The sequence below is a fragment of the Psychrobacter submarinus genome (genome assembly GCF_904846685.1).
Taxonomy (GTDB): Bacteria; Pseudomonadota; Gammaproteobacteria; order Pseudomonadales; family Moraxellaceae; genus Psychrobacter; species Psychrobacter submarinus.
On the sequence record NZ_CAJHBQ010000001.1, the window covers coordinates 511,269 to 528,941 of the forward strand.

Here is a 17,673-nt window from a genome sequence, read left to right on the forward strand (position 1 = left end):
ATTATCGCCAAGTCTTTTTGCGTGTCCAGCGAGTGGCCGGCGCAGTGTTGTCTTTGGTTTGTCCTAAGTAGAACTCTTTAATATCATCAGAGAGCATCAGCTTGTCCGCTGAGCCTGCCATGACGATGCGCCCAGTCTCGAGTACATAACCGTAGTCCGCTGCTGCAAGAGCCACTCGCGCATTTTGCTCAACAAGTAAAATCGTCACCCCTTGCTCTTTATTGAGTCTGCGGATGATAGTAAAGATCTCTTGTACCAGTAGCGGCGACAGTCCAAGCGAGGGCTCGTCTAGCAGCATCAATGAAGGGCGTGACATCAGCCCGCGTCCAATCGCCAGCATCTGCTGCTGACCGCCAGACATGGTGCCAGCGGCTTGGTCGCGGCGCTCTTTTAGAATAGGAAAATACTCATAGATCATCTCGACATCGCGCTGTATCTCAGCCTTGTCGCGGCGAGTATAAGCGCCCATCGCTAAGTTTTCAGCGACGCTTAAGAAGGGAAAAACTTCGCGGCCTTCTGGTACGTGCGCGAGACCCTTTTTGACTAGTCGATCCGGCTCGGTGCCATCGATACGCTCACTGTGGAACCAAACCGCGCCTTTACGAGGATTAATGACGCCAGAGATGGTCTTCATCAAAGTGGTTTTACCCGCCCCGTTTGCACCTAAAATAGTAACCACTTTGCCTTTTGGCACCTCTAAGCTTACGCCGCGTAACGCCATTACAGGACCATAAGCGGATTCTAAGTTGCGCACCTCTAACACGTTGTTTGCAACTTCTGAGTCGACTAGGTTCATATCGGTCGCAGGCGCTGCAGAGGATAGCGGTTTTTTGACTGTTGACATCACGCGCCCTCCTGACCCAGATAGGCCTCAATAACTTGTGGATCGGCTTGCACCTCGGCGGCGCTACCTTGCGCCAAAAACTTACCCTCAGCGACGGCCAACACGCGGTTTGATACCCGATTGACGAGACTCATGTCGTGCTCCACCATTAAGATAGTTAAGCCCAGATCTTTTTGCATATCTTCAATCCACCATGCCATCTCTGAGGTCTCCTCAACACTAAGGCCTGATGCCGGCTCATCGAGTAAAATAAGCTTTGGATTAGCGGCTAAGGCGCGTGCAATCTCGACAACTTTTCGAATACCATAAGGCAGACCGGCAATGAGCTTGTCTCTATAAGGCGCCAACTCCAAAAAGTCGATAATTTTTTCGACTTGCAAACGATGCTCGCGCTCGCTACGACGTACTTTTGGCAAAAACAACAAATCTTGTATCCAATTGGTATCGCGCTGTGAGTGCCGACCGATAAGCAAATTTTGTAGCACGCTTGAATGATCAAACAATTCAATATTCTGAAAAGTACGGGCGATACCTAGTTTGGCAATATCGTGAGCCGGCAGACGCGTAATATCTTTACCATCAAAGACAATGCGACCATTAAGTGGCTCATATAAGCGGCTGATTAAGTTGAAAATAGTCGATTTACCCGCGCCATTAGGCCCAACGATAGTGAATATCTCGCCTTCATTGACCTCAAAGCTGACGTTATCAACGGCTTTTACCCCGCCAAACGCGATAGACAAGGCGTCCACTTGCAATAAGCTCATCGCATACGCTCCGTTTTTAGATAAGTTTTGGAGCGGCGAAACAGCCCTTTTCGGTATAGTGGAAACATCTCAAACCAAGTACGTATTTTGATCCACATTCCATATATACCGCGCGGCTCATAGATGATCATAATGACGATGACTAAAGCGAAAAGCGCCGTATCTACTCCAGCAATACTAGCAATATTGGCGCCGGTGCTTTGAGCAATGGCGTCGCCTAAAATCGCAATCAATTGAGGTAGTAAGACAACAACGACCGCACCAAAAAACGCGCCATGAATAGAGCCCAAACCGCCAATGACAATCTGCAATAAGATGGTGATGGAGATGATAACGGTGAAGCTCTCATAGTTGACCGCTTGCACAAAATGCCCATACATAGCGCCGCCAATAGCGGTAATCGCGCACGATAAGCTAAAAGCTAAGGTTTTGGCCTGCGCTACGTTGACGCCAAGAGCGCGAGCGGAGACTTCGCTGTCTCTAATCGCCAAAAACGAGCGGCCCGTACCGCTTCTGAGCAAGTTGATATAGCCAAGGGTAATCAGTACCACTAACGCCAGACATAAGTAATAAAAGGCTTTTGGCGTGATATAACGATCGATGGTCAGCCCAAAGATATTGATAGGAGAAGCAAAGGTGCCTGAGATGCCGCCAGTGATGGGCTCAGCAACGATCGCAATGTCTTCGACGATAATACTTAACGCCAGTGTTGCGATTGCCAAATAAATACCACTAGTGCGCAGTATAGGTCTGGCAATGATGGCCCCAATAACACCTGAGATCAAAGCGCAAGCAATCAGCGCAGGAAAGAAGTTCCAACCGCGGATCATCAGCGCCATGTGACTAAAGGCGCCTATCGCCATAAAGGCGGCATGACCTAAGCTGACCTGTCCGGTATGCCCGGTTAGCAGCATCAGCCCAAGACCCGTGATGGACCAGATAAATATGGCACTCAGCTCGCTTATGTAGTAGTTACTAAGCAGTAAAGGCGCAATGATAAGAAGCAAGAGCAGCAGACCATACTTTATAAGCTGGCGCTTGTCCTCAAAGATATTGATATCTTGATCGTAGCTGTGTTTAAACTGGGCTTTCATTGACAATTCTCATCCTTGAAATGGTTTACAGAAAGCTTAACTATCCTAGTATTGAAATAGTATTAAAACCTCTATACCTTTTTCTCTTTCACTTGCGAGAAAATACCGCCTGGACGTACGATTAATACAATAAGCATAACGACATAAGGTGCAATTTGACTCAGACCTAGTGGTAAGTAGCGACCTGCAAAAGGCTCTATCACCCCTACGAGCAAGCCCCCTGCCAGCGCGCCTGGCAAAGAGCCTAAACCGCCAATCACCGCCGCGGCGAATGCCTTGATGCCAAAGAGTAAGCCAACCGAGGGCTCAATCGCCCCTTTTGCCGCAAATAATATACCGGCAAGAGCCGCAACCACACCGGATAAGGCCCAAACGATACCGTTAACGCGCTTGACCGGGATGCCCATATAGTAAGCGGCCATCTGGTTTTGGCTGCTCGCTTGCATCGCAATGCCGAGGCGCGTATGGGCGAAGAAAAAATACAAAATAGAGGTTAAAGCGATGGTAGATACGATGATAATGATATCAACATAAGCGATACTTAGCGTGCCAAGCGCCAGCATCTTGCCCGAAAACGGCGTTTGCAGTGAAACGGGGTTGTGTCCCCATACCACACCGGCGCCAAAGCGGATCAAAAAGCCGATCGAGATGGTCAAAATGACCATGGCGAATTGCGGCTGACCGAAGATGCCACGAAGCACAAATCGATCTAGTAGATAGCCGAATATCCCCATAATAATGGCGGCAAAAGTAATACCTAATAAAAAAGGAAGGTTTGCTTCATCGGTATTGATAAAGGCGATGCCCAAAAAAGCACCGAGCATCAGCATATCGCCTTGAGCAAAGTTTACGGCTTCAGAGGCTTTGTAAATGAGTACAAAACCCAGCGCTAAAAGCCCGTAGATACAACCATTAGCAATCCCGCTAATGAGCAGTTGTAGGATATCCATAAATTCCCTTTTGTCTTAGCATTGCTATCCATTGCAATGTTTAAAGAAGTCGTTAGCTGAACCGACTCTATAATCAGACTGCTTTTAAAGAACAATGTTTATTTAGGTTCAAACCATAAAATAAGTTAATAATAAACAAGATACATATACAAAAAAGCGGTACTAATAAATCATGCTACATTTTTACTTTATAGCAACTCATTATCCCTGTCTACAAAAAATATACACTCATTTACCAAGGCTAGTCATTTGTTTATAAGCAGCACACAAAGACGAATAAAATTTTGGTACATATTGATGCGATCCACGAGCGTCATAATGAGTGCAATACGGAAACTCTGCTTAAAAACGCATAGCTTAAAACACGTAGCTTAAAACGTTCTGTATGATGTCACCATAGCGTAGCTTTTGAATTTTTAAACGGCTAGCATGCTATAATTTAGCCCATAATTTTTATCTATTCGCCCCATTTTAAGTAGTCATCATGAGTCAACGGCAAAACCCAGCGTCAGCAGTTAAGTTATCTAATAAAGGTCATTTCGATGTCATTATCATCGGTGCAGGTGCGTCAGGACTCTATTGCGCGCTGACCGCAGGCCGCCGAGGCCGGCGCGTACTCGTGCTTGATCACGCCAATAAGGCGGGCAAAAAAATCCTGATGTCAGGCGGCGGACGCTGCAACTTTACCAATTACTTTGTTGAGCCTGAGCACTTTATCGGTGCTAACGAGCATTTTGCTAAATCAGCGCTGAGCCGTTATCCGAGTTGGGAGTTTATCGGGATGGTAGAGCAGCATAAGATTGCTTATCATGAGCGTGAGCATGGCCAGTTATTTTGTGATAATTCTGCGCAAGATATCGTGACGATGTTACTTGCTGAATGTGCCGCCACCGGAGTGCAAGTTCGCCTCAACACCCAAGTTAATGCGGTTACCGCTCATCAAAATGAAAACGAAAAACGCTTTCAATTACTTACCAGTAAACAGCTGAGCAAAAAAGAGCTTAAAGAAGCCAGCAGTGAGCCAAAACTCCCTAAAACCACTTATCATTGCCAGTCTTTGGTTATCGCAACGGGCGGACTCTCTATCCCGACAATGGGCGCAAGCGGCTTAGGTTACGAGCTGGCGCAGCAATTTGGGCATACGCTGACACCAATTGATGCAAGCCTTGTGCCTTTTACCTTTACCGATAAGACAGGTGAGCTGCTGCGAGCGCTATCGGGTATTAGCTTGCCTGTGGTGGCCAGTAACACGCGCATTTCGTTTAAGCTACCGCTACTCTTTACTCATCGCGGCCTGTCTGGCCCTGCTATGCTCCAGCTTTCGAACTACTGGCACACGGGTGAGACTATCGAGATTAATTTGCTCCCTGACTTTGATATTACTGAGCTATTACTCACTCATAAAAAACAGCATCCAAAGCAGCTTATTCGCACGGTGCTAAGCGAAAATACTGACAACGCTTTGCCCAAAAAATTACTAGTAGCATTACAAACTATGTTATGGGAAGACGTCAAAGAGATTGAGCTTGCAAATATCAAAGACGAGCGTTTGACTCAGATAGGTCAAGCGATCAATGGCTGGCAGCTTAAACCCTCTGGCACTGAGGGCTATCGCACCGCTGAGGTCACGCGCGGCGGCATTGATACTGACGAGGTATCATCAAAAACAATGGAGAGTAAATTGCAAGAAGGACTATACTTCATCGGTGAAGTGCTCGATGTTACCGGCTGGCTTGGTGGTTATAACTTTCAGTGGGCTTGGGCCAGCGGCTTTGTTTGCGGCGAGGTGGTATAGAAGAGTATTTTATAAATAACAAACAGTAAAAAGCCTCGACAACATGAAGCTATCGAGGCTTTTGTATCTTGTGAATGATACTATTTAAAGTTTTTGCGTAGGCTGGGTTTTTAACCCCCTACAATAGTTTATGCTAAGTTAAAGGTTACGGACTAAGCCTGCTTTTGTTCCAAATAAGGATAATCAGTGTAGCCAACCGTGCTGCCACCATAGAAAGACTCTGGATGCTGCTCATTGAGCGGTGCGCCTTTTTGGATACGCTCAGCGAGATCAGGGTTGGCAATATAGTCACGACCGAATGCTACCGCATCGATATAACCTGCCTTGATATTTTTTTCTGCTTTATCGGCATCGTAGCCACCCGCCGCGATGATGGTCTGATCGAACGCATCACGGACACGCTGACGGAACTCATCGCTATAAGGCGTACCACCTGCCCAATCTGGCTCTGACAGATGCAAATACATTAGACCACGCTTATTGATTTGCTCAATCAGCCAAATGTTATCGTCTTCTTCGTAGCCTCCCTCAACATTGTTGAATGTGCCCAGTGGCGAGATACGAATACCAATATGATCTGCATCCCAAGCATCCACACATGCATCGATAACATCTAAGGTTAGACGCGCGCGGTTTTCGCGGCTGCCACCGTACTCATCATCACGCTGATTGGTATGCTCGGCCCAGAACTGATGTAGCAAGTAACCATGGGCCCCATGAACCTCTACCCCATCAAAGCCAGCTTCTTGAGCGTTTTTGGTTGCTTGAGCAAAATCAGCAATGACTTGCTTGATTTCGTCTAGCGTGGCTGGGCGCGGCGGCGTGGCATCGACGCGGATGGCTTGGTTGTCACTATCACGCAATGAGGTACGGATACCTACATCGACATCTGAGGCTGAAATTGGCGCACGGCGCTCAGGTTGTACGCTTTCGTGTGAGACAAGTCCTGTGTGCCATAGCTGGACGACAATCTTGCCACCTTTGGCATGGACATTGTCAACGATGGCTTTCCATGCAGTGACTTGATCTTGAGTATGTAGCCCTGGTGCGCCTGCATAGCCTTTTGCTTGAAACGATACCTGCGTCGCTTCAGTGATGACAAGGCCCGCCCCTGCACGCTGCGAGTAGTACTCTGCTGCCCATGTGATAGGGACATCGCCTGGCTCGACTGCGCGCAGACGGGTCAGAGGTGCCATAATGATACGGTTTTTGAGTGTTTGGCTGCCCATTTTGACAGGTTCAAATAAACTATCGTGTGCCATAATCTGTCCTATTGGTTATTGTTGCTATTTATGATCTTTAGTTATAGCAACCATCAATCATACTAATTATCATCGCATGCTGTTTAGAAAAACTTATAATATCATTAGTAAATCTACGTTCAGCGCCTACCTTTATAGGGGACAGATTTCCTTATTCCAAGCAATATTTACAAACAGATACAGTAATATTCACCCATACAAATATTCGTATTTATTTACTACGAAGACTGTTTACTAAGCCTTAAATACTGTTCGTCTGCGTCTTGTCTTTTGGCTTTAGCATTTTCTTAATTGACAGCTCTAGTGACAAATACGTGCCGATCAATATCACAATCGAACCAATGATGGCTTGTATATTTAGCGCCTCGCCAAGCAATAGATAGCCCAAAATAATCGCAAAAATTGGAATGACTAACGTGATACTCGTGGCACGCGTTGGCCCAATATTTTTGATCAACTGATTCATAAAAATAAGGGCAATGGCGGTTGAAAACACACCAATACAAATCACCGAAACCCATGCCTTTATGCTGATCGCTTTGCCATAAGGAAACTCTGTAAAAGCCACCGGCAGCATGATAAGGCTACCGATGATGAGTGAGCCTGCCGTGATCGCAACAGGGGAGACATTAAACAGATAATTTTTGGTGATGTTTGCGCCAAGCGCGTAACCCACACAAGCGAATAGCGCGTAGCCCATCGGTAATAGCCCTTCAATCAAGCCTTTACCCTGCTCCCCGCCACCAAATAAGTTTTCGCTCATCAATATAATCACCCCAACTACCCCAATCACCAATCCAAGCGCTTGTTTTTTGGACAGTCTGTCTTTAAAGAAGACGCGAGCGATAAAGCCGCTCATCATCGGTACGGAAGCGTTTAGTACGGCGAGTACGCCTGCATTCACTGACTGCGCAGAAAAAGAGAACAATACAAATGGCAATGCGGCGGAGAATAAACCAACCAGCGACAGCATTTTCCAGTGCTGTTTGATACCGTCTCTGTTTTTCTTTTTTAGCAGTACAAAGACGAGCATGACCAATCCTGCAAAAATCACCCGCAAACTGGCAAATGCCAACGAACCAAACTCAGGCACGCCGATCCGATAAAACACAAAAGAAAGTGACCACATGAAAGAGAGGGTCACAAAGATGATGAGGTCACGGTTGGTCATTAGGTAATCCTATTAAGTGCTTAGACTGCATTTGCCAACTCGTGTCGGTCATAACCGTCTGATATGTGGTGGAGGCTAACGTGCTAATAAGGCACTATGATGGTAAATCTATAACCACATTGTATATCGCTTTTTATAGGTGTTATCGCGCACTCTTATGGATTAACCTGTCTTACTTAAAGCCATTTCACGATGTCTAGCTTTTCTATATCTTAGATAATTGGGTAAAATACTTTATCGAGCGAAAAACCAGCAGACGCTGCTACCCTAAAATTTGTCTACTTTAGCTTATTTTAGCGCTTTATTATTTATATACTGGCAAACTCCAAAGTCACTCTTGAGTCATTACCCTCATCAGTATGTATAAGAATAGAACCTATCTTGATATCGAAGCTTTCTAACAATAAGACTCATTGATAGATAATCTTAATAATATCAAAGTACAACCAATACCATCTAATCAGTAGGAGTTTTCCTTAAAAATATAATAATTGATATTTGTTTGCTAATTTTTTACTATCTAAGAGGTATTGGCTCGTATCTGGCGATACAAAAATAGATGACAAATATGATTAGTAAGATTTATAAATTATTGAGGAATGATTATGAAAAGGATAGCTTTATGCATCAGTGCTATGTCAGTTGCAACGGCAGGATTTTGCGGGGTTGGTCAGTTCTCAGATGAGACCACCTGCTACGTTTATAAACAAGAAAAATTACACAAAAAGCTAAACTGTCAGTATGAGGGCGCTGAAGGTGCAGCGATGAGTTATAGCTTTAGGCAGGTCTCTTATAACCTGCCAGGACTTGGCAAAATGGCCACATCTAATCAAGCAAACTACAATGACCGTAATGAAATCACTGGATGGACGACCACCGTCAATGATGAGCCAGCCATTATCAGATATCGTTTGCCAAGCAATCAGCGTATCGTCAGTGATGCCTATGCGCAGTCTGGCAAAACGGTGATGCATTGTTATCTTAGTACCAAATCGCAGTGGGAAATTTGTGCTGAGTAGCGCTGAATGCTTCTGAAGGTTAAGATGTACCAAAGCTGAGTATTTTACTCAGCTTTATGATGAGTATAACCAAGAACTAATGGGTTACCTTTATCAGCCCAACTCTAATTATCCCATTAACACTCTTTACTCTTCTAAAACTACAAATAACCTTTCCTACTCCCTACCACACTCATTGAACTCCAGCTCTGTATCATTAAAAATATCAGTATCTATTTGTAGCACTCCCCTATAAAAACGATTTGAAAAAGGATCCATCATGAAACTACGCATCCTAAAATCTGCCGTCACCAACCCGTGGTTTAACCTCGCCACCGAAGACTGGATATTTAACACCCTCAACCCCGACTCGCACACGCTTTTCCTATGGCGCAATAGCGAGACCGTGGTCATTGGCCGCTCACAAAATCCATGGGTAGAATGCAAAATCGATAAGATGGAAGCAGACGAGGTGTTTTTGGCGCGGCGACAGAGTGGCGGCGGCGCGGTGTTTCATGATTTGGGCAATACCAACTTTACCTTTTTGTCACCCAAGTCCGACTACGACCAAGATGCTAACTTCACTATTATCGTCAATGCGCTAAAAAAACTCGGTATCGATGCTGAGCAGTCCGGACGTAATGACATGCAAGTCGGCGATAAGAAAATATCAGGCAGCGCCTTTAAGCATGCATCTGACCGTAGCTTTCATCATGGCACATTGCTCGTGAACGCTAATATGCAAAAACTCGGCGATTATCTCAATCCTCATCCGCTCAAGCTGCAAGCCAAAGGCATTAAATCAGTGCGTTCTCGCGTTGCCAACCTAGTTGAGTTTAGTGAAGACATTAATCACGAAGTACTATCTGCGGCTCTTATCGAGGCGTTTCGTGAGTACTATCATGACACTGATTATGGCGACACCGCGCCAGTAGAAGAGTTGGATGAAGCCAGTCTCGCCAAGCAACCTAACTTGAATAAATACTATCAGCAAATGGCAGATTGGGATTGGCGCTTTGGTAAGACGCCGCAGTTCAGCCATCATATAGAAACCCGCTTTGATTGGGGCATTATTGATTTACATATGGACGTTCAACAAGCTGTCATTAAAGAGGTGGTTGTTTTCTCTGATGCTTTGAATGTTGAATTGATTGACCTATTAAAAGAGACTTTGACAGGTATTAAATATGATAGACATGAAGTAAGAGCCAAGCTTGCTGAGTTAGCCAAAGCGCATCCTGATTTGGCAGCGCAAATTGATGACGTATCTGCATGGTTGCTTAGCGAGATGGAAGGGTAACGGATTGCGGTTGTAAACCCAATATAGGCTTACAACCGCTTTTATTTTTATTCTAAGCCATCCAAAATCATCTTCACTTCAGTCACATACTGACCCAAATCAGGCTCTAGATGAAAACCCTCTATTGGCGTCGGCAAGCCTTTTTGTTTGCCGAGTCTCACGATAATCGCATTCTCTTCAGGGAGCACGAGCACCCGCTGTCCTAAGTGTCCAAGCATCGCGTAATATAGGCATTGCCAGTCACGACCAAGCCTAAACTGATAATAATCAGTAGCGCTACAATAGGTAAAATAATCCATTTAAATAGAGTCTTTAACACTACCATTATAAAATCCTTTTTTATGGCGTGGTTGATGAGGGCGATTGAGTAACGTTGACAGGGTTTAATTTAACATGGATGTGAAATTTTGGGAGGTGGATTTTTAGGTAGTGAGCTTAGAATTTGGGCTGAGCTTTTATTTAAGCGAATCAACGAGACAAACCAACTAAAGCTATGTTGCTCTATGGTAGGCTGATATAGTTTGATGATTATAAGTTCGTTTGTATTCCATAAATAGAGCGGGGCTAAAAGCCCAACCTACGCTTGCTTTATCCATTTATAGTATCACTAATAAAGCTAAACTTTCATTTATTGAGTGTGTGCTCATTTTTACCAATGCACATACGTGTGAGGTTGCAGAGAGTAAAGCGGCATGGATATAGAGCCATTGGGTCATAAGAAATGGTCTACAAGATGCAAGTACTGAGCTTCGTTTGTAGCCAAAGTCTCATAATGGCAATACGCTGCTATTATTAAGAGATATGAACAATCGATACAGAGGACTGCACTGTGATATGCGCGGGTACTTTGACGGTGTAGTTTTGGGCTGTAAGATATATTAGTGCGTAGATAGAATATAAAAACATTGCTTTACAAAAATCTATAGCGTAGTATATTACTCTTATAAAATGCAAAACATTTATCGAGTATGGAATTATGAATTTAAAGGTTAATTTTTTAGTGATAGCTTTAGCAGCATCACTAGTTGGTTGTGGATCAGATAGTGATTCTTCAAATACTAATGTTTCAGACAGTATACCACCTGAAATAACAAATCCGAACCCTGATCCAAACCCCGATCCAGTTCCAAACCCTTCTTTTACTTCAAACATATTAGGGGATGCTCTAAATAGAGGTTACGCTGGTAGTTACAGTCTTACTTGCGAACAGTTTGTAGCACTTGGAGAGACTAAAACGATAAACAGGACTTTGACTATTGACGCATCTGGAATAAAAATCAATGGTGACACTTTATACAATAATAACGATAAAGGTAGTATTCAAATTCTCAAAGAGGACGTTCTAAATCACGATGCTTTTCTAATTACTCCCCCAGAGGAATCAAAATATTCTCTCTCTTCTATCAGTTATGATGAAGATTTGCGTTCAGAAATCATCACTATAAGTGAAAAGGCCAACAATGATTTTGGTAGTATTAGCTATTCTTGCCCTGTTGCTTTCAGTAATCCTAGCTACTTCGCAAACAACATAGGTAACATTCTAAGTAAATACGTGGATGAACCTCTAAATGTAGAATGTATTGATTACGCTACTCCCAGAGATCTTATTACCCTTAATGGTGGGCCCAAAACTAATAGAGAGCTTTATATAGACGATAACAATTCATTACATGTAGATGACATGGTTTACTATGGTTCGGACTTTAAAAACAATAATTTTTTAGTCCTCAGTTTCCGCGTTTTAGATTCTGATAATAAATTCCAGAACCAGTTTACAAGCACTAATGAAGTTAAAGCTGATAGTCCAAACTCAGACCAAAAGAGAAATTCCGTTACGGTATTTTTTGATGGAGATGATAAGTTTACTGCATTGACTATTAGCACTCCAGATACTCAGGGTATTAGAACTTGCGGTCCTAGATAGTATATCGTATTGATTCTTTGCTAATACTAATATGATAATAAAAGCTGAACATTACGTTTAGCTCTTATTATCTATAAAATATGAAGAATTAAACCCTTAAATACTCGCAGCAACCTCTGCCCCATCACGAATGGCGCGTTTGGCATCTAGTTCAGCGGCGAGCTTTGCACCGCCAATCAAATGATACTGCGCGTCTGGCGCATCACCAACGTTTGGCATCAGCTCTACGACCGACTCTTGACCGGCACAGACGACAACGCTATCGACACGAAGCAGCTGGCTTTGGCCTTGCGGATTGGTGACCCAAATGCCCTCGTTGGTGATTTTGTCGTACTGAACGCCTGCCACTTGAATGACGCCGTGCGACTTGATATGCGCACGATGTACCCAGCCTGAGGTTTTATTGAGGCCTGCGCCTAAGCGGCCTTTGGTGCGCTGCATCAGATACACTTGGCGAATCGGCTTGATGCCTTCAGGACGGATTAAACCGCCATCGCTTTGATAGTTAGTATCGTCAGTGACGCCCCACTCCTCGCGCCACTCGCTAATAGACTGCGGCTCAGGGCGGTAGCTTGGGTCTTTTAAGGTCTCAGGGCCGAGCTCATCTAAAGGCTGACCATGACGTGCGGTTAGATATTCGCTGACATCAAAGCCTATACCGCCAGCGCCGATGACTGCCACCGTCTCGCCGACTGATTTTTCACCAGAGAGTAATTCTGCGTAGCTGATCACTTGCGGTAGATCCGCGCCTTCTAACTTGCCTTCAAGGCTTCTTGGCACCACGCCTGTGGCGACAACCACATGCTGGAATTTACCATCTTCAAGCATCGCTTTATCGACTTTGGTATTGAGTTTAATCTCAACGCCTAAGTGCTCAAGCTCATTGATATAGTAGCGAATGGTCTCAAAGAACTCTTCTTTACCTGGGATGACTTTGGCATAGTTAAACTGACCGCCTAAGATATCGCGCGCTTCAAATAGCGTGACCTCATGACCACGTAAGGCTGCGACATGAGCCGCTGACATACCAGCGACGCCGCCACCGACGATTGCGACTTTTTGTGGATTTTTGGTTTTTTTGTAGACCAGCTCAGTCTCGTAGCAGGCTTGCGGATTAACAAGGCAAGTCGAGCGTTTATTCTCAAAAGTATGATCAAGACAGGCTTGGTTACAGGCGATACAGGTATTGATGCGATCGGCTTGACCGTTTTTGGCTTTATTAACCCAGTGCGCATCGGCTAAGAACGGACGCGCCATCTGAATCATATCCGCTTGACCACTGGCGACGATATCCTCTGCCGTATCCGGCATATTGATACGGTTGGCCGCCATCATCGGGATACTGATATGCTTTTTGATCTCAGCAGTGAAGTCGACAAAAGCGGCGCGCGGTACGCTGGTGACAATCGTCGGGACGCGTGCTTCATGCCAGCCAATGCCAGTATTCATAATGGTCACGCCCGCTTCTTCTAGCGCTTTGGCGACTGTGATGACCTCGTCCATAACATTGCCGTCTTTGACCAAGTCAATCACTGACAAACGGAACAGAATGATAAAGTCTTCGCCAACGGCTTTGCGTACGGCTTTGACCACATCGACGGCAAACTTCATCCGGCCATTGATATCGCCGCCGTATTGATCACTACGCTGATTGACATGGCGTGATAAAAACTGATTGAGTAAGTAGCCCTCAGAGCCCATGATCTCAACGCCATCATAACCCGCTTGCTTGGCCAGTTTGGCAGAGCGTGCGTAGTCCTCGACCGTCTGCTCAATATTTTTGATAGTCATTTTGCGCGGTTTAAACGGGGTAATCGGTGATTTGATTGGGCTTGAGGAGACGATAAACGGATGGTAGCCATAGCGACCACTATGCAAGATTTGCATGATGATTTTGCTATCGTATTTGTGTACGGCGCGGGTGACGCGTTGATGGTTGATAACGTCCATTTTAGTATTCATGGTACCGCCAGCAGGGAGCAGCCAGCCTTCGCGGTTAGGCGAGATACCACCTGTGATCATCATCGCCGCGCCGCCTTTGGCACGCTCTGCAAAATAAGCAGCAAGCTTGCCATAATTGTAAAAGCGATCTTCTAAACCGGTATGCATAGAGCCCATGACTAAGCGGTTTTTGAGCGTGGTAAAGCCTAAGTCTAGCGGCTCAAAAAGATGCGGGTAGTGCTCATTGCTTTGAGCAGTATTGATGGTGTTATTGCTGCTGGCTTTGCGATTCTCAGTGCTGCTAGCGCTCATGTGACGATCCTTGTAAATTCAGGTTGATGAGGGGTTCATAGTGCAAAATAGCTAAACCTTATATGGCTGCTATCGTAACACAACCGCTTTGTCGTCAGCTATGCAGACAAACGACTGATGAGTGAACACAAGCTATTTATCATTTCTATTCAACTCTATTCAGCGTTTCTCTTAAACGACTCTTACAAATCCAACCGACTTTTGCGCTGTCTTTGGCTATAATGGATACGCTTTTAATTGAAATATTTGCTGAATTGGTAAAGCAAAACCATCATCAAAGTGTATTTAAATTATAGTAAAACCCGAAATAAGATAAAGGACTATCCTAATGACAGACTTTCATACCGGTCTTGGCAAAACGCCTGCCAATCACCAACCGCTCACTCCTATCGACTTCATCATCCGTAGCGCGCAGGTCTACCCTGACAAAACCGCTATTATCTACGACGATCTGACGCACAACAACCTCACCCAGAGCTGGCAACAGACTTATGATCGCTGTCGTCAGTTATCAGATGGCCTGCGCAAACTGGGTATCGATAAAAACGACACCGTAGCCGTCATGCTGCCTAATACCCCTGCTATGGTTGAGGCTGCTTTTGGGGTGCCGATGTCGGGCGGTGTGCTTTGTACATTGAATACTCGGCTCGATATCAATGCCTTAACCTTTTGCGTGCAGCATTCTGAGGCCAAAGTGCTGATTATGGATAGCGAATTTGCGGATTTGGCGGAGATTATCGACGAGACTTTTCCTAATCTGATCGTCATTCATGCCACAGATGCAGCCATTGAGGTAGAAGATTTTGGCAAAATGACTTACGAGGAATTGATTGCCAGCTCAGATGATTTGGATAATTGGGAAAAACCTGAGGATGAATGGGAAGCTATCGCGCTCAACTATACTTCTGGCACGACTGGTAAGCCAAAAGGCGTGGTCTACCATCATCGCGGCGCGACGCTAAACGCCGTATCCAATATTCTAGATTGGGATATGCCTAAGCATCCGACCTACTTGTGGACACTGCCGCTATTTCATTGTAATGGCTGGTGCTTCCCGTGGACGATCGCCGAGCGCGCAGGCGTCAATGTCTGCTTACGCCAGATTGATGCCGAGCTGATTTTGCAATTAATCGCTAAGCACAAGGTCACTCATTACTGCGCGGCGCCTGTGGTGCATAATATGATAGCGGGCGGTAAACAAGAGTACAAAGACGCGATTGATCATAAGGTCAAAGGCTGGGTCGCTGGCGCGCCGCCATCAGAGACGATGCTGACGGCAATGGAGGCGATGGATTTTGATATCACCCATGTTTATGGCTTGACCGAAGTCTATGGACCCGTCACCGTCTGCGCTGAGCAGCCCGAATGGCAAGACATGGACGTCGCTGAACGCGCGCAAAAAAAATCGCGTCAAGGCGTGGTTTCACACTTAATGACAGGCTTTGAGGTCTTTAAACAAGGCACGACGGATCCGGTTGAAGCCAATGGCGAGGATATGGGCGAGCTGGCGCTGCGCGGTAACATGGTGATGAAAGGCTATCTAAAAAGCCGTAAAGCCACTGATGAAGCGCTAAAAGATGGCTGGTTTCGCACCGGTGACTTGGGGGTCAAATACCCTGATGGCTATATCAAAATTATGGATAGGCTAAAAGACATCATCATCTCAGGCGGCGAGAATATCTCAAGTATCGAGGTCGAAAACGTCTTATACAAACTACCTGCCGTGCAAAGCTGCGCTGTCGTTGCCGCCCCTCACGACAAGTGGGGCGAAGTACCCGTTGCCTTTATCGAGATTCACGAGGGCAGCACCTTACAGCGCGACACTGTCATGGCACACTGCAAGCAGCATTTGGCAGGCTTTAAAGTACCCAAGTACATTATCTTTGCTGAAATACCTAAGACCAGTACCGGTAAAATACAAAAGTTTGAGCTACGTCAAGCGGCCAAGTCATTAGCCCATGAGACACCAAAAGTCACGGCTAGCTCCGAGTAGCGCTATGCAGAATACTTATTGATGCTAAGTATTTATTAGTGATAAGTACTTATTAACACTAAATAATAAAGCTCAGCCTAGGGCGTGTCCCTATTTTAAAAATGGTGATAAAAATGAGATAAATCGCAGGCAAACAAGGAAAATAGCGCAGGTAATATCAAGATATTGGCCAACTATTTGACACCGTTTGCCAAAGATTTAGCCATTTTTAGCCCATTTAGTCATAAACGCTTGAATTAGGGACACGCCCTAATTGTCTTAGGCTGAGCTTTTTACTATCAACAGATTGCGATATTACCAAGCGCAACTATCAATTCATCTTTGGCTCAAGCCATTGAAATACCAGCATCCCAACTAGCATCGCAGGAATAAACACATAAGCCTGCCATTGGCCCGTGCCTAATAGTACGACACCGGGCCCAGGGCAGATACCGACAAGGCCCCAACCGATACCAAACAGCATCGCGCCGATGACAAGCTTGCTAGTAACCTTAGTTTTGGTCGGCATCTCAATCTCATCGCCTACCCAGCTGCCCCGCTGCCGCCGAGCCCATTGCACCCCAACGATAGCGACAGCAAGGCCGCCGCCCATCACTAAGGCCAGTGAGATATCCCACGCGCCAAAGACGTCTAAAAACCCTTGCACCTTAACCGGATCGGTCATACCCGATATCAGCAGTCCTAAGCCAAACAGCAGGCCTGTAAGTAAGCCGATGATATTTTTTAGCATAGTTCATTCTCACTATTTATTTTCTTTTTCTCAAAACCTCTAGCCATAACAGCCATTTAAATCAAGCCCAATACTTGCCGGCCGATAAACACGGTGATGATGCCAAACGCCATAAAAGTCGCTGTGGCTACCATCGAGCGCGGCGACAAGCGCGCATTACCGCAGATGCCGTGACCACTCGTGCAACCTGAGCCTAAGCGCGTACCAAAGCCGACTAACAACCCTGCTGCAATCAGCAGCGGTAAAGAGGTCGTAACCTCTATATCAGGTAGCGGTCTGAACACACTATAGAGTAAAGGCGAGAGAACTAAACCTGCAATAAACAGTACTTGCCACATCTCGACGCGCTTTGGCTGTAGCAGGCTTGAAGTAATACCGCTGATACCGGCTATACGGCCAATACCTAAGAGTAAGATAACCGTCGCTACGCCTAATATGAGGCCGCCTACCAATGAAATAGGCGTGAAAACTTGCCAATCTATTTGTATACCCATAATGAGAGATCCAAAAGCTACTTTGTTTTATATAAAAACATTATATATTAAAATATAATAAATAGCTAAAAAATACTGAGCGACTGCATTAACAGGCT

The 17,673-nt window shown here is 45.3% G+C and carries 15 protein-coding genes; 5 read left to right on the forward strand and 10 right to left on the reverse strand.

Translation table 11 applies throughout. The annotated features are described in order from the left end of the window. Position 1: 1 nt before the first annotated feature. From JMY03_RS02305 to JMY03_RS02320, 4 genes are all read right to left on the reverse strand, one after another. Positions 2–844, reverse strand: coding sequence for an ABC transporter ATP-binding protein (locus tag JMY03_RS02305; protein WP_265089589.1), 843 nt, complete (start codon positions 842–844; stop codon positions 2–4). Then, positions 844–1,611, reverse strand: coding sequence for an ABC transporter ATP-binding protein (locus tag JMY03_RS02310; protein ID WP_201600694.1), 768 nt, complete (start codon positions 1,609–1,611; stop codon positions 844–846). Before JMY03_RS02310 ends, JMY03_RS02305 begins: the two co-directional genes overlap by 1 nt. Then, a complete protein-coding gene (locus JMY03_RS02315) occupies positions 1,608–2,705 on the reverse strand; it encodes a branched-chain amino acid ABC transporter permease (RefSeq protein ID WP_201600696.1) in 1,098 nt (365 codons plus the stop codon). Before JMY03_RS02315 ends, JMY03_RS02310 begins: the two co-directional genes overlap by 4 nt. Before the next feature lie 71 nt (positions 2,706–2,776). Then, positions 2,777–3,655: a branched-chain amino acid ABC transporter permease gene (locus JMY03_RS02320; protein ID WP_201600698.1), complete on the reverse strand. Its 879-nt coding sequence runs from the start codon at positions 3,653–3,655 to the stop codon at positions 2,777–2,779. Between the two features lie 484 nt (positions 3,656–4,139). Between JMY03_RS02320 and JMY03_RS02325 the strand changes: the two genes are divergently transcribed. Then, positions 4,140–5,450, forward strand: coding sequence for a BaiN/RdsA family NAD(P)/FAD-dependent oxidoreductase (locus tag JMY03_RS02325; protein ID WP_201600700.1), 1,311 nt, complete (start codon positions 4,140–4,142; stop codon positions 5,448–5,450). Between the two features lie 152 nt (positions 5,451–5,602). Here JMY03_RS02325 and nemA read toward each other — a convergent pair whose 3' ends face one another. Both nemA and JMY03_RS02335 read right to left on the reverse strand, forming a co-directional pair. Next, on the reverse strand, positions 5,603–6,712 hold the full coding sequence (gene nemA, locus JMY03_RS02330; protein WP_201600703.1) for an alkene reductase: 1,110 nt from the start codon (positions 6,710–6,712) through the stop codon (positions 5,603–5,605). 241 nt (positions 6,713–6,953) lie between these two features. Then, complete coding sequence (locus JMY03_RS02335; RefSeq protein ID WP_201559624.1) at positions 6,954–7,883, reverse strand: DMT family transporter; 930 nt, start codon at positions 7,881–7,883, stop codon at positions 6,954–6,956. 605 nt (positions 7,884–8,488) lie between these two features. Here JMY03_RS02335 and JMY03_RS02340 point away from each other — a divergent pair. Together JMY03_RS02340 and JMY03_RS02345 are read left to right on the forward strand one after the other, a co-directional pair. Next, positions 8,489–8,902 carry a hypothetical protein gene (locus JMY03_RS02340; RefSeq protein ID WP_201600706.1) on the forward strand — a complete coding sequence of 138 codons (414 nt, stop codon included), beginning with the start codon at positions 8,489–8,491 and terminating at the stop codon, positions 8,900–8,902. A 259-nt stretch (positions 8,903–9,161) separates the two neighbouring features. Further along, on the forward strand, positions 9,162–10,181 hold the full coding sequence (locus tag JMY03_RS02345; protein WP_201600709.1) for a lipoate--protein ligase: 1,020 nt from the start codon (positions 9,162–9,164) through the stop codon (positions 10,179–10,181). A gap of 47 nt (positions 10,182–10,228) precedes the next feature. On the opposite strand, the gene JMY03_RS02350 is transcribed toward JMY03_RS02345, so the two are convergent. Next, entirely contained in the window at positions 10,229–10,480 is a 252-nt protein-coding gene (locus JMY03_RS02350; RefSeq protein WP_227675460.1) for a hypothetical protein, read from the reverse strand. Positions 10,481–11,157: 677 nt separating this feature from the next. Between JMY03_RS02350 and JMY03_RS02355 the strand changes: the two genes are divergently transcribed. Further along, complete coding sequence (locus tag JMY03_RS02355; protein ID WP_192995826.1) at positions 11,158–12,105, forward strand: hypothetical protein; 948 nt, start codon at positions 11,158–11,160, stop codon at positions 12,103–12,105. Between the two features lie 96 nt (positions 12,106–12,201). Here the strand turns inward: JMY03_RS02355 and JMY03_RS02360 are convergent, their stop codons facing one another. Next, positions 12,202–14,358 (reverse strand): NADPH-dependent 2,4-dienoyl-CoA reductase, encoded by a 2,157-nt coding sequence (locus JMY03_RS02360; protein WP_227675461.1) that lies wholly within the window; start codon positions 14,356–14,358, stop codon positions 12,202–12,204. Positions 14,359–14,686: 328 nt separating this feature from the next. Between JMY03_RS02360 and JMY03_RS02365 the strand changes: the two genes are divergently transcribed. After that, complete coding sequence (locus JMY03_RS02365) at positions 14,687–16,351, forward strand: AMP-binding protein (protein ID WP_201600712.1); 1,665 nt, start codon at positions 14,687–14,689, stop codon at positions 16,349–16,351. Between the two features lie 310 nt (positions 16,352–16,661). On the opposite strand, the gene JMY03_RS02370 is transcribed toward JMY03_RS02365, so the two are convergent. Together JMY03_RS02370 and JMY03_RS02375 are read right to left on the reverse strand one after the other, a co-directional pair. Beyond that, on the reverse strand, positions 16,662–17,081 hold the full coding sequence (locus JMY03_RS02370) for a DUF6691 family protein (RefSeq protein WP_201600715.1): 420 nt from the start codon (positions 17,079–17,081) through the stop codon (positions 16,662–16,664). 56 nt (positions 17,082–17,137) lie between these two features. Continuing rightward, positions 17,138–17,575: a YeeE/YedE family protein gene (locus JMY03_RS02375; RefSeq protein WP_201600717.1), complete on the reverse strand. Its 438-nt coding sequence runs from the start codon at positions 17,573–17,575 to the stop codon at positions 17,138–17,140. Positions 17,576–17,673 lie beyond the last annotated feature (98 nt).

Coding starts and splice junctions, on each gene's coding strand:
- JMY03_RS02305 (WP_265089589.1), bottom strand. CDS start 844: ATGTCAACAGTCAAAAAACCGCTATCCTCTGCAGCGCCTGCGACCGAT.
- JMY03_RS02310 (WP_201600694.1), bottom strand. CDS start 1,611: ATGAGCTTATTGCAAGTGGACGCCTTGTCTATCGCGTTTGGCGGGGTA.
- JMY03_RS02315 (WP_201600696.1), bottom strand. CDS start 2,705: ATGAAAGCCCAGTTTAAACACAGCTACGATCAAGATATCAATATCTTT.
- JMY03_RS02320 (WP_201600698.1), bottom strand. CDS start 3,655: ATGGATATCCTACAACTGCTCATTAGCGGGATTGCTAATGGTTGTATC.
- JMY03_RS02325 (WP_201600700.1), top strand. CDS start 4,140: ATGAGTCAACGGCAAAACCCAGCGTCAGCAGTTAAGTTATCTAATAAA.
- nemA (WP_201600703.1), bottom strand. CDS start 6,712: ATGGCACACGATAGTTTATTTGAACCTGTCAAAATGGGCAGCCAAACA.
- JMY03_RS02335 (WP_201559624.1), bottom strand. CDS start 7,883: ATGACCAACCGTGACCTCATCATCTTTGTGACCCTCTCTTTCATGTGG.
- JMY03_RS02340 (WP_201600706.1), top strand. CDS start 8,489: ATGAAAAGGATAGCTTTATGCATCAGTGCTATGTCAGTTGCAACGGCA.
- JMY03_RS02345 (WP_201600709.1), top strand. CDS start 9,162: ATGAAACTACGCATCCTAAAATCTGCCGTCACCAACCCGTGGTTTAAC.
- JMY03_RS02350 (WP_227675460.1), bottom strand. CDS start 10,480: ATGGATTATTTTACCTATTGTAGCGCTACTGATTATTATCAGTTTAGG.
- JMY03_RS02355 (WP_192995826.1), top strand. CDS start 11,158: ATGAATTTAAAGGTTAATTTTTTAGTGATAGCTTTAGCAGCATCACTA.
- JMY03_RS02360 (WP_227675461.1), bottom strand. CDS start 14,358: ATGAGCGCTAGCAGCACTGAGAATCGCAAAGCCAGCAGCAATAACACC.
- JMY03_RS02365 (WP_201600712.1), top strand. CDS start 14,687: ATGACAGACTTTCATACCGGTCTTGGCAAAACGCCTGCCAATCACCAA.
- JMY03_RS02370 (WP_201600715.1), bottom strand. CDS start 17,081: ATGCTAAAAAATATCATCGGCTTACTTACAGGCCTGCTGTTTGGCTTA.
- JMY03_RS02375 (WP_201600717.1), bottom strand. CDS start 17,575: ATGGGTATACAAATAGATTGGCAAGTTTTCACGCCTATTTCATTGGTA.